At 65.5% G+C, this 14,025-nt stretch carries 16 protein-coding genes; 4 read left to right on the forward strand and 12 right to left on the reverse strand.

Annotated elements, in window-relative coordinates:
• Positions 1-25: 25 nt before the first annotated feature.
• Together ACK4R0_RS05090 and ACK4R0_RS05095 are read left to right on the forward strand one after the other, a co-directional pair.
• Positions 26-352, forward strand: a complete 327-nt coding sequence (locus ACK4R0_RS05090; RefSeq protein WP_409671215.1) for an Mpo1-like protein — start codon at positions 26-28, stop codon at positions 350-352.
• A gap of 58 nt (positions 353-410) precedes the next feature.
• Positions 411-635 carry a hypothetical protein gene (locus ACK4R0_RS05095; RefSeq protein ID WP_409671218.1) on the forward strand — a complete coding sequence of 75 codons (225 nt, stop codon included), beginning with the start codon at positions 411-413 and terminating at the stop codon, positions 633-635.
• A 45-nt stretch (positions 636-680) separates the two neighbouring features.
• On the opposite strand, the gene ACK4R0_RS05100 is transcribed toward ACK4R0_RS05095, so the two are convergent.
• The 10 genes from ACK4R0_RS05100 to ACK4R0_RS05145 form a co-directional block, all read right to left on the reverse strand.
• Positions 681-1,082, reverse strand: coding sequence for a hypothetical protein (locus ACK4R0_RS05100; protein ID WP_409671221.1), 402 nt, complete (start codon positions 1,080-1,082; stop codon positions 681-683).
• Between the two features lie 3 nt (positions 1,083-1,085).
• The gene (locus ACK4R0_RS05105; protein ID WP_409671224.1) at positions 1,086-2,321 is read right to left on the reverse strand and encodes a NupC/NupG family nucleoside CNT transporter; all 1,236 of its coding nucleotides are present in this window, start codon (positions 2,319-2,321) and stop codon (positions 1,086-1,088) included.
• Between the two features lie 136 nt (positions 2,322-2,457).
• Positions 2,458-3,396 (reverse strand): DMT family transporter, encoded by a 939-nt coding sequence (locus tag ACK4R0_RS05110; protein ID WP_409671227.1) that lies wholly within the window; start codon positions 3,394-3,396, stop codon positions 2,458-2,460.
• Between the two features lie 39 nt (positions 3,397-3,435).
• Positions 3,436-4,356: a hypothetical protein gene (locus ACK4R0_RS05115; protein WP_409671230.1), complete on the reverse strand. Its 921-nt coding sequence runs from the start codon at positions 4,354-4,356 to the stop codon at positions 3,436-3,438.
• 59 nt (positions 4,357-4,415) lie between these two features.
• Positions 4,416-5,048, reverse strand: coding sequence for a glutathione S-transferase (locus tag ACK4R0_RS05120; protein WP_409671232.1), 633 nt, complete (start codon positions 5,046-5,048; stop codon positions 4,416-4,418).
• Positions 5,049-5,177: 129 nt separating this feature from the next.
• Positions 5,178-5,600, reverse strand: a complete 423-nt coding sequence (gene ribH, locus ACK4R0_RS05125; protein WP_409671235.1) for a 6,7-dimethyl-8-ribityllumazine synthase — start codon at positions 5,598-5,600, stop codon at positions 5,178-5,180.
• Positions 5,601-5,642: 42 nt separating this feature from the next.
• Positions 5,643-6,269, reverse strand: a complete 627-nt coding sequence (locus tag ACK4R0_RS05130; protein ID WP_409671238.1) for an ABC-type transport auxiliary lipoprotein family protein — start codon at positions 6,267-6,269, stop codon at positions 5,643-5,645.
• A gap of 11 nt (positions 6,270-6,280) precedes the next feature.
• Positions 6,281-7,228: an MlaD family protein gene (locus ACK4R0_RS05135; protein ID WP_409671241.1), complete on the reverse strand. Its 948-nt coding sequence runs from the start codon at positions 7,226-7,228 to the stop codon at positions 6,281-6,283.
• 92 nt (positions 7,229-7,320) lie between these two features.
• A complete protein-coding gene (locus ACK4R0_RS05140; protein ID WP_409671244.1) occupies positions 7,321-8,169 on the reverse strand; it encodes an ABC transporter ATP-binding protein in 849 nt (282 codons plus the stop codon).
• A complete protein-coding gene (locus ACK4R0_RS05145; RefSeq protein ID WP_409671247.1) occupies positions 8,166-9,278 on the reverse strand; it encodes an ABC transporter permease in 1,113 nt (370 codons plus the stop codon). Before ACK4R0_RS05145 ends, ACK4R0_RS05140 begins: the two co-directional genes overlap by 4 nt.
• 142 nt (positions 9,279-9,420) lie before the next feature.
• Here ACK4R0_RS05145 and ACK4R0_RS05150 point away from each other — a divergent pair, with 142 nt between their 5' ends.
• Together ACK4R0_RS05150 and ACK4R0_RS05155 are read left to right on the forward strand one after the other, a co-directional pair.
• A complete protein-coding gene (locus tag ACK4R0_RS05150; RefSeq protein ID WP_409671250.1) occupies positions 9,421-10,134 on the forward strand; it encodes an HAD family hydrolase in 714 nt (237 codons plus the stop codon).
• Between the two features lie 38 nt (positions 10,135-10,172).
• The gene (locus ACK4R0_RS05155) at positions 10,173-11,606 is read left to right on the forward strand and encodes a M24 family metallopeptidase (RefSeq protein ID WP_409671253.1); all 1,434 of its coding nucleotides are present in this window, start codon (positions 10,173-10,175) and stop codon (positions 11,604-11,606) included.
• A 152-nt stretch (positions 11,607-11,758) separates the two neighbouring features.
• Here the strand turns inward: ACK4R0_RS05155 and ACK4R0_RS05160 are convergent, their stop codons facing one another.
• Together ACK4R0_RS05160 and ACK4R0_RS05165 are read right to left on the reverse strand one after the other, a co-directional pair.
• Positions 11,759-12,670 (reverse strand): prephenate/arogenate dehydrogenase family protein, encoded by a 912-nt coding sequence (locus ACK4R0_RS05160; RefSeq protein ID WP_409671256.1) that lies wholly within the window; start codon positions 12,668-12,670, stop codon positions 11,759-11,761.
• Positions 12,667-13,767 carry a pyridoxal phosphate-dependent aminotransferase gene (locus ACK4R0_RS05165; protein ID WP_409671259.1) on the reverse strand — a complete coding sequence of 367 codons (1,101 nt, stop codon included), beginning with the start codon at positions 13,765-13,767 and terminating at the stop codon, positions 12,667-12,669. The genes ACK4R0_RS05160 and ACK4R0_RS05165 overlap by 4 nt, the downstream gene beginning before the upstream one ends.
• Positions 13,768-14,025: the final 258 nt, after the last annotated feature.

Genomic DNA, 14,025 nt, shown 5'->3' on the forward strand with positions numbered 1-14,025 from the left:
ATCATGGCGTCAGGAGAACATCGATATGCAACGCTACACCAGCTTCGCCGAATTCTGGCCCTATTACCTCAGCGAACACAGCCGGGCAGCTACCCGGGCGTGGCATTATGCCGGGACCTCGCTGGTCGTGCTGCTGGGGCTGGCGGCGCTGCTCACTGGGAGCTGGCTGTTGCTCGCCGCGATGCCGGTGGCGGGGTATTTCTTTGCCTGGATCAGCCATTGGCGGATCGAGCGCAACCGGCCTGCGACCTTCACCTATCCGCTCTGGTCGCTGGCGGCGGATTTCAGGATGTGGGGTCTGTGGATCACGGGGCGACTGGGGCCGGAGCTCAAGCGCGCCGGGGTACGTTGATCGGCCAGAAGGAACCGGCGGCCACGACCGGCGTAGGATCATCACCAAGGAGAGTCTTATGACCGATCAATCCGACCACAAACCCGCAGCCAACGATCCTGTCGATTGCACCCAGGAAACCGCGCAGCGCGCAGGTGCCCAGCAGACCAGCCTGAACAAGGCCGATGAAGACGAAAATGCCGCATCCGACGTCAAAAAGGACGACGTCAGCGAAGCCGATCTCGACGAGGCGATCGAGGAATCGATGGACGGTTCCGATCCGCCAGCCTTCATCCAGCCCTGACCGCCTACCCCTTTATCACTTAACCGACGAACAGCCTGCCCCTGATCAGCTTCGACGCCGCTGGCGCCGAACCAGCAGGGGCAGGCCTGCAAAGACAATCTGCCCGGCCAACCCGATTGCGCCCGGCGGCATCGCCAGCCCGGCAAGCCATTGGCTGACCCCGCCGCCAACGAGCATCGCCAGCGTCAGCTCCCCCATCATCAGCACCGCAAAGCCTGTGCCTCCCATCGAGGCGAGCGCGCTGCCCGACTGCAGATCGTGGCGGACCGCCAGCGTCCGTGCGCGAAATCCCATCGCAACCAGCATCACGGGAAGCTCGCACAGCACTGCGGCCAGTTCCCCGATCGCGGGAACGAGAAGCGGGATTCTCACCAGAGCAAGCGCAAATCCCAGCGCGAATGCCTCAACCCCGTATCGCAGCCCGGCGACGAGAGCGGGCGCAGCCACGGTCTAGACCGTGATCAGCAGCCCCGCGAGCGCGGCACTCATCAGATTGGCCAGGCTTCCCGAGGCAAGCGCCTTGAGGCCAAGCTTGGCGATCATCGGGCGCTGGCTGGGGGCAAGGCCGCCGGTCACCGCCATCTGGATGGCGATCGACGAGAAATTGGCGAAACCGCACAGCGCAAAGGTGACGATCGCGATCGTCCGCGCCGACAGCCCGGCGTCCGGCCCGCCCAGATCGATGAACGCGACGAACTCGTTGAGCACGATCTTGGTGCCGAACAGCCCGCCGGCGCGCAACGCCTCGTCCCACGGCACGCCGATCAGATACATGATCGGCGCGAACACATAGCCGACGAGCATCTGGAACGACAGTTCGGTGAGCCCGAACCACCCGCCGATGCCGCCGAGCAGGCCGTTGGCCATCGCCACCAAAGCGACGAACGCCAGCACCATCGCGCCGACCGCAACCGCCAGCTTGACCCCGGTCTGCGCGCCCATCGCGGCGGCCATGATGACGTTGGCCGGGCGTTCGTCTTCGTACTCGACGTCGAGCGGCATCACTGCTTCGGGGCTGGCGTCGGCAGGGTCATCGGGCATGATGATCTTGGCCATCAGGATGCCGCCGGGTGCCGACATGAAGGCCGCGGCGAGCAGGAAATCGATGCGGATCCCCATCGCGGCATAGGCCGCCAGGATGGTGCCCGCGACGCCCGCCATCCCCACGCTCATCACCGTGAACAATTGCGAGGGCTTGAGCGCGGCGAGATAAGGACGGATCACCAAGGGCGATTCGCTCTGGCCGACGAAGATGTTGGCCGCCGCGCACAGGCTTTCGACCTTGCTGATCCCGATCAGCTTCTGGATCGCGCCGCCCACCCACTGGATCACCCGCTGCATGATGCCGAGATAATAGAGGATCGAGACTAGGGCCGAGAAGAAAATGATCACCGGCAACGCGGCGATCGCAAAGCTGTTGCCGCCCACTTCGGGGCTGGCGAGTGGGCCGAAAATGAAGTTGGTCCCCGCCTGCGCATAGCCCAAGAGGTTGGAAACGCCGCGCGCCATCGCCTGGATCGCGGTCTTGCCCGCAGGAACGTACAGCACCAGCACCGCGATGCTCGCCTGCAACGCGAACGCGGCGCCCACCACGCGCAGCCGGATCGCGCGGCGGTTGTTCGACAGCAGCAGAGCGAGCGACAGGATCAAGGCGATGCCTGCCAGTCCCAGCAAAATCCGTGTCATGCGTTGCGCCCGTGCCCCCGAAAATGGAAAAGGTATGGATTGTCCCCATCTCTGCCTAGCCAGAATGCCGCCAAGGGGGAAGCGCGAACTGTGCCCGGTGCGCCAAGGCGTTGGCGCGCGGTCAGACCTGAATTGCTTAGGCCCGCGACTGGCGCGCAACCAGCCAGCAACCGCCGACGATCAAGCCCGCGCCTGCCAGCGTCGTCCAGCCGAGGGTTTCGTCGAACACCAGCCAGCCGAACAATGCGCCCCAGACGAACATGCTGTATTCGAGCGGCAGCAGCGCCTGCGCCTCGGCGCGCGCATAGGCCCATGACAGCAACAGCAGCGATACCGTCGCCAGGGTCGCGGCCAGGGCGAGCAACCCCCAGGCCACCGGAGCCGTCATGCTGCCATCGCCCGGTATCGCGCCTGCAAACGGCATCGCCAGCGCCATCCAGAAGCCGATGATCAGGTTCTGCGCCAGCACGATTTCCTGCGGGCTGGTGACCTGCGCCTGCTGGCGCTGGAGAATGAGGTTCCACGCATAAAGCACAGCCGAGCCGGTGATCGCCGCGATCCCCGGCCATTGCGCCGTGCCCTGACCGGCCCCGGAGCCTGCGCCGCCCAGCCAGCCCAGCCGTCCACCTGCGATGATCGCAACGCCCGCCAGCCCCAGCACCGACGCCATGATCGCGCCTTTGCCGATCCGCTCACCCAGCACCAAAGCGGCGAGGAACAGCGCGATGATCGGCGCGATGAAGGTTATCGCCACGGTTTCGGCCATCGGCGTGCGGGCGAGGCCCCAGAAGAACAGTACCGCCATGGCAGAGACCACGGTGCCGCGCAGCACATGCAACCGCAGCGTCGCGCCGCGCAGGGGCACGCGCTTGCCACTGCCGATGAACAGCGCGAACGCCAGCACCGACCCGATCACACAGCGCCAGAACAACGTCGCGACAACGCCGATATCGATCGTCACCGCCTTCATCGCGGTGTCCATCGCGCCGAAGAACAGCATGCCGCCTGCGCACGCCGCGATCGCGGCCAGCGGCGCTGCGTTGGCAGAGATCAGGGGTGAGGGGTTCGATGCCATAGCGACGCTATCGCCACCGAAAGGCGGGCTGTCCAGCGTTCAGCGGTCCATCGCAGCGAGCGCGGCAGCGGTGGCATCGCGATAGGCGCTGCCGTCATGCCGGTGCGCGCCGACGAAGTGCATGAAGCGGCAATCCGCGGCCCAGGGCTCGCCCCAATAATTGCCGTACTGGCGATAGGGCAGCAGCACCGCGCCGGGATCGTTGGCGATCACGAAGCTCGAGGTGACCTGTTCGGTCCCCCATTCGTGCATTGCGTCGCGGCCCAGCAGCCGCTGCATCTCGTGCGCGAAATGTGCCGCAAGCGCGCGGCCGCCATCGCCGCGGGCAAAGCCGGTGAAGCCCGAGCAGCCGCGGATGTAGCGCAACTGATCTGCATCGGCGATTTGTGCCAGCGCGCGCTCCATCCGGGTCTGGATATGGTTTTCGGCCGACGCCGGAACATCGGTGGGCGGCGTGAACCGGGTGCAGGTCTGCGCGCCGATCTCCCACTCCGCGCCGCCCAGCAGGGTGAAGCTGGTGTTCGCCGCAATCGCATCTGCCACCACGTCGGGGTAGCCCAGAGTCACCGTGTCGCTGTCGAGCTGGATCACGTAATCGTCACGGCGCATGTCGAGGATGGTCAGCAACCGTTCCCATGTGCCGCCGACAGGAAACCCGGTGGTGTCGACATCGGCGATCTCGATGATCTGCGGATCGCCGCACTGCCGCGCCAGGGTGGCACGGTCGGCGGGCGTCAGCGTGCCATCCGACAGGATCGCCAGCCGCCCACGACGCAGGTGTGTCCACAGCGATTTGACCGCGACCAGATAGGGCAGCAGCACCGCTGTCCCCATCATCGAGAAGATTACCAGCCCGTCATCGGCAGGCACGATCGGCGCGGTGGCGAGCACCGGGCGACACGCGGCATCATGCCGCCGCTGGTCGATGCGGCTGCGCAGGCGATAGGGGAGGAAATCCATCAGCATCAACGGCGACCGGGATAAACGGGGATCATGATGCGATCATACGCCCGCGCGCGTTAATTCCATGCAAACACGGTTTGGTCATCCCCCGGCTGCCATGGCGGCACCCGCAGCATGCAGCGCGCGAACAGATCGGACCCTGTCATCTGCGCCAGCCAGGCCTGTACCCGGGGAAGGCCTTGATCGGCGAACCAGTCCGCATCGGTGGCGGCAAACTGGCGGACGAAGGGGAACAGGGCGATGTCGGCCAAACCGCGACGGTCTCCACACACATGCGCCTGCGCTTGCAGCCGGTCCTCCAGCATCATGAGATGCGCGAGCCCCGCATCGCGGTGCGCAAGCGGGTCTTCGTCATAGCGCGAAGGGTATTTGTAGCGATCGAGATGATGCTTGAACGGCCCGTCGTTCGCCGCGATCAGCGCGGCATCGTCGCCTGCCAGCCAGGCTTCGGGATCATCGAGGCTCAGCGCCCAGCGCATGATGTCGAGGCTCTCGTCGATCACCGTGCCATCGCGCAGTACCAGCACCGGCACCGTTGCCTTGGGCGAGGCATCGAGCATCGCCTGCGGCTTGGCGCGCAGCACGATTTCGCGCAGTTCGACCGCCTGCCCGCTGACCAGCACCGCCATCCGCGCGCGCATGGCATAAGGGCAGCGGCGAAAGCTGTAGAGGATGGGCAGGTCGGTCATGGACGAAGGCTTACAGCATCACCTGCTCCATCGTCACCCCCGCGGACGCGGGGGTCCCGCTTTCCTGCAACCTTGGCGCACAAGCGGGATTCCCGCGTTCGCGGGAATGACGGCGATTTGCTAAAGGGTTCACCCCGCCAGACGCTCGGAAATCTCCAGCATCGCGATCGCGGCGCGCGCGGCGTCGCCGCCCTTGTCCTTCTCGGTCATCCGGGCGCGGGTCAGCGCCTGCGCTTCGTTTTCGACCGTGAGGATGCCGTTGCCGATCGGCATGCCGTCGAGGCTCAGCGCCATGATCGCGCGCGCGCTTTCATTCGAGACTACCTCGAAATGATAGGTCTCGCCGCGGATGATCACGCCGATCGCGACATAGCCGTCGAACCGCTGGGTTTCCGATGCCATTGCGATCCCGGCGGGGATTTCGAGCGCGCCGGGCACCGTGAGCACCTCGCAGCTGTGCCCGGCCTTCTTGATCGCCGCCTTGGCGCCTTCGATCAGCAGGTCGTTAAGATGGTCGTAGAAGCGGGCCTCGACGATGAGGAAATGCGCCATGGTTTCAGTATCCCGTAAATTTCATGAAGGGCAAAAAGGGTTTCAGCCGGCGACCCAGTCGGCAACCTGTACCGCGACGGTGTTGGCTGCCTGGTTGAGCGCAGCGCCGACGCTGACCGCATCGACCGTGGCCACCGGCACGCTCGCCTCGAAGCGCTGCTTGCGCAAGGGGCTTCCCGGGCTGCGGATCACGGCATCGTAGCGCACGATCACCGATCGCGCCGCCTCGTCATAACCAAAACGCTGGAGCTGGCCCGAAAGCATCGCGCCGCGTTCCGATCCGGTTTCGACCTGGTCGAGCACCAGCCGCCCGCTCCTGGCGGCCAGCGTTTCGGCGAGTACGCCGCGGAACAGCCGCGCGGGCTTGTCCGCCCACACCGCATCCTGGACATAGGCGATCGCGCTGTCGCTGACCTGCACCGGCACGCGCACCTGATCGAGCGTGCGCTCGACGGTCGGCACATCGACGATGATCGCCTCGGTCACCGAAGCCTGCGCCATCGAGCCTGCGGCAGGTGCGGCATCGGAGGTCAGGGTGAGCAGCTGCGGCGGGGCCTTGTCGCCAAAGCTGACACAGGCAGACAGCAGCAGCACGGTCGCCCCGGCTGCAAGAACGGGGCGGAACATCTGGGTCACAAGGCTGGCTCCGGTTGTCGGCATCGCGGTCATGGCTCGCCTTCTCACTTCTTGGGCTTGTAGTCGGGAAGCGGCGGCGCACCGAGCAGGCCGGTGGCGCCTTCCTGATCGATCTTTTCGGTGATCGACGACAGCGCCTTGGCCGTCACCCGCAGATCCCGCACCAGCGCCTCGGTCTCAGGCAGCGTCGTGTTCGAGAACTGCCGCAGGCCCGGCTGTGCCGCGTCGAGCGTCACGCTCAGCTTGGCGATGCCCTTGTTGGCTTCGGCGAGCGTCTGCGCAAGCTGCCGCGCCAGCGGACGACCTTCGGAATCGAGCACATCCTTGGTCGATTGCGCGGTCATCCCGAGTTGCTCGGCGGCAACCCCGGCCTTCTCGAGGGTGATGCGCAATTCGGCCAGCGCAGCGCGCATCTGCGGGCCGGTTTCGGAAAGCTCGCCGGTCAGACGGCCCGAATTCTTGAGCAGGATCGCGATCGATGCTTGATTTTCATCGGACAGCACCGTGTTGAAACGTTCGGTCAGCGTCGCGAGCCGCTCCAGCAGCAGCGGGGCGTTGTTGAGCAGTTCGCCCAGCGCGCCGGGCTTGGTGGGAATGACGGGAACCCCCTCGGGGCCGGGTTCGGTGATGGCAGGGGCGCCCGGCTTGGCGCCATCGAGCTGGATTTGCGACACACCGGTAAAGCCGACCCCCTGGATCGTGGCGGTGGTGCCTTCCAGCACCGGCGCTGCATTGTCGACCATGATGCGCACGCGCACGAATTGCGGATCCTTGGGCCACAAGGCAATCTCGGTGACCTGGCCCGATGGCACGCCCGAATAGGCGACCACCGATCCCTTGGCGATGCCGTCGACCGAGGTCTTGAAGAAGATGTCGTACTCGCTGCGGTTGGTTTCGCCGAGACCAGCGAGCCAGATGACGAAGGCGGCAATGCCTGCGAGCAGCACCAGGGTGACGGTTCCCACCCAGATATGATTGGCGCGTGTTTCCATGGCGTTGCGTTATGCCTCTGATCTTTGAATGCTGTCTACCGCCAATGCGGCGCTGTTCGTGCCTGGATAGGCATATGGGTCGGTGCCTGGCGTCATCGCTTGAACCCCCGGCTCTGGGTCTGGACCGGATGCCGGTTCTGGCGCCGCTCCTCGTCCGCGTGGCTGACCGCCGCAGCACGGCCGCGCGGTCCGTTGAAATATTCCTGGATCCAGGGATGGTCCATCGCCAGCAATTCGGCGATCGTGCCGATGGCGATCACCTTGCGGTCTGCGAGCACGGCGACCCGGTCGCAGATCTCGTGCAACGTATCGAGATCGTGCGTGATCAGGAACACCGTCAGGCCCAGGGTCCGCTGCAGCTCGAGCGTCAGTTCGTCGAAACGCGACGCCCCGATCGGGTCGAGCCCGGCGGTCGGCTCGTCGAGGAACAGCACATCGGGATCGAGCGCCAGCGCCCGCGCGAGGCCAGCGCGCTTGCGCATCCCGCCCGACAGCTCGGACGGAAACTTGTCCGCCGATTCTGCCGGCAGCCCGCTCAGCGCGATCTTGTAGAGCGCGATTTCGCGGCGCAGCTTGGGACCGATTTGCGGGAAGAATTCGGCGATGGGGACCATCACGTTCTCGGCCACGGTCAGCGTCGAGAACAAGGCACCACCCTGGAACAGCACGCCCCAGCGGCTGCGGATCGAGACGTCTTCTTCCGCTGCATCGAGAATCGATTCGCCCAGCACCTCGATTCTGCCGGTATCGGGCACCTGCAGCCCGATGATCGAGCGCATCAGCACCGATTTGCCGGTGCCCGACCCGCCGACCACGCCCAGGATCTCGCCTTCGCGGACATCGAGCGACAGGTCTTCGTGCACCACCTGCTCGCCAAAGCTGTTGGTCAGCCCGGTGATACGGATCGCGACTTCGCATTCTTTCTGGCGGGCAGCGCTCATCCCCAACCCACCTCGGTGAAGAACACCGCGAAAAACGCATCGAGCACGATCACCATGAAAATGCCCTGGACCACAGCGGCCGTCGTGCGCGCGCCGACTTCCTCGGCGTTACCGCGCACCTGCATGCCCTGGTAGCAGCCCGACAATGCGATGATCAGCCCGAACACCGGCGCCTTGATCATGCCGACATAGAAGTCGTGGATCGGAACGACCTCCTGGATACGCTGGATGAATGTCGTGATCGGCAGGTCGAGCGTGATCCACAGCAGGAAAGCGCCGCCCGCCATCGCGACCATCATCGCGTAGAACGCGAGCAGGATCATCATCAGCACTGCTGCCGCCACGCGGGGCAGCACCAGCGCCTCGATCGGCGACACGCCGATCGTGCGCATCGCATCGATCTCTTCGGTGAGTTTCATCGTGCCGATCTGCGCGGCAAAGGCGCTGCCCGAACGCCCTGCGACCATGATCGCGGTCATCAGCACGCCCAGCTCGCGCAAGGTCAGCCGCCCGACCAGGTTCACCGTGAACACCTCGGCACCGAACTGGCGCAGCTGGACCGAGCCCTGCTGGGCGATGACAATGCCGATGAGGAAGCTCATCAATCCGACGATCCCCAGCGCCGAGGCGCCGACGAGTTCGAAATGGCGGACGGTCGCAGCCCATCGGATGCGGCGCGGATTGGCTGCCTGCGCCAGCATGGCGCGGACGATCGCGCCGAAGAAGCTGAGCATCGCCAGCATGCTGCTGAACGCCAGCATCACGCCTTCGCCGGTTCCGGCGACCACCCGGGTCACGACATTGGGCCTGTGCGGACGTTCGACGGCCCCGAGATCGGACTTGCCCACCGCCTCGACCAGCCGCGCACCCGATTCGCTGAGATTGACGATGTCGCAACCGTGATCGCGCGCAAGCCGATGGACGATCCACGCGCCGACCGTGTCGATATGCCCGGCATCGGCCATGTCGATCAGGCCCAGTGTCTGGTCCAGCGATTTCAGCTGCTTGTCGATCGGCCCGACCGTGGCGATGTTGAGATCGCCGGTAAAGCGAAGCACCGCACCGGTGTCGCTACGCTCTTCAACGGAAAAATCGGCCGGGACACCCATATCCAGCCCTCTTTGTGCGATAAAGCGTGCGATCACAAGCATCTTGGCGAACGGCCCACCGCAGTGCTCATCGCTGGCACATGACCACGCAGAGGCAACGGCGCGCTTGTCTCGCACCGATTAGGCTTTATGGCACTGGATCGTGGGGGACCGGATCGCCTTTTACGATATGGACAGGACGATCACCGTCCACCCCACCTATGCGCGTTTCCTGCTGTGGATGGCGCTGCGCCACGATCCCAAAAGGCTGCTGCTCATTCCGCTGTCCGCGCTGGCCGGCGCGGCCTATCTGCTGCGCATCGTCAGCCGCGACCAGCTCAAGCAGATCAACCAGCGGCTGCTCGTCGGCAGCCTGCGGCTGGCAAAGCTCGCAGGACCTATGGCCGCGCACGCCGACTTCGTGTTCGCCAAGAACATCCGCCCCGGCGCGCTGGAGAGGATCGCCGCCGACCGCGCCGAGGGCTATCGCATCGTCATCGCGACCGCGTCGTACCGGCTATATGTCCAAGCCATCGCCGCCCGGCTGGGCATCGACGATGTCATCGCGACCGATCTCGTCGCCGCAGAAGGCCGGGTGCAGCCGCACATCGCGGGACACAATTGCTATGGCCCGCACAAGGCCGAGCTGATCGCAGCCTGGATGGCCGAGCACGGGCTCGATCGCACCGCCTGTCACATCCGCTGCTATTCGGATCACATCTCCGACCTGCCGATGCTCGAGATGGCCGACGAGGCCTTCGTCACCAATGCGCATCTGCCGATGCGGCTGGTCGCACGGACGAAAGGTTGGCCCGAACTCGATTGGGCTGCTGGCAACGGACATCTGACGGTGGCGCTGCCCGATCTGCCGGGCTAGGCCTGTCACCCACCGACATCGCGCCGCAGGGGAGCCACATGAAACACACCACCACTTTTGCATCCTGGATCGCAGCCGCGCTGCTGGCGAGCACGCCTGCCACCGTGATCGCCAGAGAGCCCGGCAACACCAGCGAGGCAGAGGCGCCCGATTATCCTGAGATCCTTCCCCTGCGCGCCCAGGCCGAGGTTCGTGATGCGTGGCTCGCGCAGCGGCTCGAGACCGTGGTCCCTGCGCTGATGCGCGAACAGGGCGTCGACATGTGGGTGCTGATCGCACGCGAATATGACGAGGACCCGGTGGTGGCGACCATGCTCGACGCGCGCTCGATGCATGCCCGGCGGCGGACGATCCTGGTGTTCTTCGATCCGGGCGAAGGCAAGCCGATCGAGCGTCTGACGGTCAGCCGCTATGGCCTGGCCGGGCTGTTCGCGCCCGCCTGGACCCCCGAGCAGCAGCCCGACCAGTGGCAGCGGCTCGCCGAGATCGTCGCCGAACGCAACCCTGAAAAGATCGCGATGAACATCTCGCCGCAGACCGCGCTCGCCGATGGCCTGAGCCACAGCCAGTACGAGGATTTCGCCGCAACCCTGCCCGAAGAGCTGCGTGAGCGCATCGTGCCCGCCGGACCGCTCGCGATCGGCTGGCTCGAAAGCCGGATCCCGGCCGAGATGGAGGTCTATCCCGGCATCGTCCGCCTGGCCCATGCGATCATCGCCGAGGCGCTGTCGGACAAGGTGATCACGCCGGGCACCACCAAGGCCGAGGACGTGCAATGGTGGATGCGCGAGAAGATCAGCGCCCTGGGCCTCAAGACCTGGTTCCACCCCTCGCTCGCCATCTTCCGCGCCAGCGAGACCGGCGAGCTGACCGGCGATGTGATCATCCAGCCCGGCGACATGCTGTGGACCGATTTCGGCATCACCTATCTGGGTCTCAACACCGATACCCAGCACCTCGCTTATGTCCTCAAGCCTGGCGAGAGCGATGCGCCCTCCGGCCTCAAGGCGGGCCTTGCCGCCGCCAATGCGGTGCAGGACATGCTGACGGCGGAGTTCCGCGTCGGCCTGACCGGTAACGATCTGCTCGCGGCAACCCGCGCCAAGGCGATCTCATCGGGCTATCAGCCGAGCATCTATTCGCACCCGATCGGCTTTCACGGCCATGGCGCCGGGCCTGCGATCGGTTTCTGGGACAATCAGGAGGCAAGCCCCGCAGGCGACTATCTGGTCCGCGCCAGCACCGCGTGGTCGATCGAGCTGGCGGTCACCACCAACGTGCCCGAATGGGGCGACAAGGCGGTCTCGTTCCGCACCGAAGAGGACATGTTCTTCGACGGCGAGGGCGTGAGCTATCTCGACGGGCGGCAGGAGAAGTTCCATTTGATCCGCGGGGCGGCGAACCGGCCGACGGATGCGTCCGAGGTCGAGGCGATGCCGACCGAGGCGGTGGTGGGTGATAGGCAGGATTGAGCACACCCCGCTCTCTCCCCTTCAGGGGAGAGACACGAAGACTTGGCAGCTTGCTGCCTAGCCGCAGTTGAGAGGGGCCGGCCGGGAGTGCAACGTTGCGCTACTCCCCCTCTCCCAACCCTCTCCCCTAAAGGGGAGAGGGCTTTCCCCGCTTAAGGATGCTCGCGCCCGAAATCGGGTTTCGCATCGTCCTGCCCTTGTTCGATGATCGAGCGGCGGATGGTTCTCGTGCGGGTGAACAGTTCCTCGAGCTCGTCGCCCTTGTCCCAGCGGATCGCGCGCTGCAGCGCCGACAGATCCTCGGAAAACCGCTGCAGCATCTCGAGCACCGCGTCCTTGTTGGACAGGAACACATCGCGCCACATCACCGGATCGCTGGCCGCGATGCGGGTGAAGTCGCGAAAGCCGCCGGCGGAGTATTTGATCACCTCGCTCTGGGTCACGCCCTCCAGGTCGCTGGCGGTGCCGACGATGGTGTAGGCGATCAGGTGCGGCAGGTGGCTGGTAACCGCGAGCACCAGATCGTGGTGCGCCGCATCCATTGTCTCGACATTCGCGCCCAGCGCCCGCCAGAAGCGCGCCACCTGTTCGCATGCTTGCGGATTGGCGTCAGCATCGGGGGTGAGGATGCACCAGCGGCCCTTGAACAAAGACGCAAAGCCCGATTCCGGTCCGCTGTTCTCGGTCCCTGCCACCGGATGCGCGGGCACGATGAGTGCATGCGGCAAGGCGCCGCGCAGCGCGGTGATCACGCTCGCCTTGCACGAGCCGACGTCGGAGATGATCGTCTCGGGCGACAGATGCGGCGCCATCTGTGCCGCCACGGCGGCCATCGCGCCGACCGGCACGCACAGGATCACCATCTGCGCCTGCACCAGCTCCGCGCCGAACGCGGTGTGATAGCTGTCGCACAGTCCGATCGCCTGCGCCCGCGCGCACACGCCGGCATCGCGGTCGTACCCCATGATCTGCGTATCGGGCAGGCTCTGGCGGATCGCGCGCGCGATCGACGAGCCGATCAGCCCGAGGCCGACGATCGCGATACTGTCAAACGCCTTGCTCATGCGCTCACCAGATCACGCAACACCGCCGCGATCGCGCGCATGTCCTTCTCGTGCCCGATCGTGATGCGCAGCGCATGACCCAGCCCCTGCCCCTTGGGCCAGCGCACGATATAGCCCGCCTGCATCAGCGCGTCGAACGCGACCTCGGCGCTGACCGCGCCTTCGAACAGCACGAGGACGAAATTGGCGTGGCTGGGGACGACGGTGACGCCATGGTTGCCCAGCTGGCCCAGCTCGCCCGCAAACCAGCTGCGCCAGTGCGCATTGTGCGCCGCCGACCGCGTGACGAAGTCCTGGTCGCCCAGCGCAGCCAGCGCTGCCGCCTGCGCGGTCAGGCTGATGTTGAACGGTCCGCGCAGCCGGTTGAGCATATCGATGACATGCTGCGAACCATAGCCCCAGCCGACCCGGTCGCCCGCGAGGCCATAAGCCTTGGCGAAGGTCCGCGTGACCAGCACATTGCCGCTGTCGCGGGCCAGATCGAGCGCGCCATCGTCGTCTTCGTCCGCCACATATTCGGCATAGGCCTGATCGACCACCAGCAGCACCCGCGACGGCAGCGCAGCGTGCAGCCGCGCCAGCTCGGCGCGACTGGTCAGCGTTCCGGTGGGGTTGTTGGGATTGGCAAGATAGATCACGCTGGTCGCATCGGTCACGCATGCCAGCAGGGCATCGACATCGGTCGCGTACGAGTTGTCTGGCGCAACTACCGGGGTCGCACCACAGCGCAGGGCCGCGATCTCGTACAGCGAAAAGCCATAGCGGACATAGATCACTTCATCGCCCGGTCCGGCAAAAGCGCTGGCCGCGATGGTCAGCAGTTCGCCCGATCCGGTGCCGCAGACGATCCGCGCAGGGTCCAGCCCGTGCAGCGCGCCGATCGCCTGGCGCAGCTTTGTGCTGTCCGGGTCGGGATAGAGCGAAGGGTCGGTTGCAGCCCCCTGCGTCCGCGCAGCGAGCGCCTGCCCACTGCTGCCCAGCGGGTTTTCGTTGGCGGACAGCTTGATCAGCGACCGGCCATCGTCTCCTGCGGATTTTCCGGGGACATAGGCGTGGATCGCGGCGATCCATTCTTTGGGTTGGGGATGACTGGTCATGGCCCGCGCGCATAGCGTGAGTCGCCCCCATTGCAAAGCATCGACCACGTCTGCGGCAGGGTGGCAGCGTGCGTGCCACTGACCAGCCAGGCGCATCCTGTCCGGGCGCAGCTTCCAAAATGTGCAATGAAATCAATATCGGCATCGCAGGTGTTACGCCTCACCGCGCCCCAAACCCAAGCGTATGTTAACTTTGGAGAATTTCGGGAGCATCAGGCCATTTGCAGGTTGCCCCCGGATTAAGGGTAGGTTAAGACC

It is taken from the genome of Blastomonas sp. (assembly GCF_046294995.1).
Taxonomy (GTDB): Bacteria; Pseudomonadota; Alphaproteobacteria; order Sphingomonadales; family Sphingomonadaceae; genus Blastomonas.

What these genes read in the sequence shown, in the direction of transcription:
- ACK4R0_RS05120 (WP_409671232.1), bottom strand. Translation starts at nt 5,048, where the DNA reads ATGACCGACCTGCCCATCCTCTACAGCTTTCGCCGCTGCCCTTATGCC.
- ACK4R0_RS05155 (WP_409671253.1), top strand. Translation starts at nt 10,173, where the DNA reads ATGAAACACACCACCACTTTTGCATCCTGGATCGCAGCCGCGCTGCTG.
- ACK4R0_RS05115 (WP_409671230.1), bottom strand. Translation starts at nt 4,356, where the DNA reads ATGGATTTCCTCCCCTATCGCCTGCGCAGCCGCATCGACCAGCGGCGG.
- ACK4R0_RS05160 (WP_409671256.1), bottom strand. Translation starts at nt 12,670, where the DNA reads ATGAGCAAGGCGTTTGACAGTATCGCGATCGTCGGCCTCGGGCTGATC.
- ACK4R0_RS05140 (WP_409671244.1), bottom strand. Translation starts at nt 8,169, where the DNA reads ATGAGCGCTGCCCGCCAGAAAGAATGCGAAGTCGCGATCCGTATCACC.
- ACK4R0_RS05105 (WP_409671224.1), bottom strand. Translation starts at nt 2,321, where the DNA reads ATGACACGGATTTTGCTGGGACTGGCAGGCATCGCCTTGATCCTGTCG.
- ACK4R0_RS05135 (WP_409671241.1), bottom strand. Translation starts at nt 7,228, where the DNA reads ATGGAAACACGCGCCAATCATATCTGGGTGGGAACCGTCACCCTGGTG.
- ACK4R0_RS05095 (WP_409671218.1), top strand. Translation starts at nt 411, where the DNA reads ATGACCGATCAATCCGACCACAAACCCGCAGCCAACGATCCTGTCGAT.
- ACK4R0_RS05145 (WP_409671247.1), bottom strand. Translation starts at nt 9,278, where the DNA reads ATGGGTGTCCCGGCCGATTTTTCCGTTGAAGAGCGTAGCGACACCGGT.
- ACK4R0_RS05165 (WP_409671259.1), bottom strand. Translation starts at nt 13,767, where the DNA reads ATGACCAGTCATCCCCAACCCAAAGAATGGATCGCCGCGATCCACGCC.
- ACK4R0_RS05130 (WP_409671238.1), bottom strand. Translation starts at nt 6,269, where the DNA reads ATGACCGCGATGCCGACAACCGGAGCCAGCCTTGTGACCCAGATGTTC.
- ACK4R0_RS05110 (WP_409671227.1), bottom strand. Translation starts at nt 3,396, where the DNA reads ATGGCATCGAACCCCTCACCCCTGATCTCTGCCAACGCAGCGCCGCTG.
- ribH (WP_409671235.1), bottom strand. Translation starts at nt 5,600, where the DNA reads ATGGCGCATTTCCTCATCGTCGAGGCCCGCTTCTACGACCATCTTAAC.
- ACK4R0_RS05090 (WP_409671215.1), top strand. Translation starts at nt 26, where the DNA reads ATGCAACGCTACACCAGCTTCGCCGAATTCTGGCCCTATTACCTCAGC.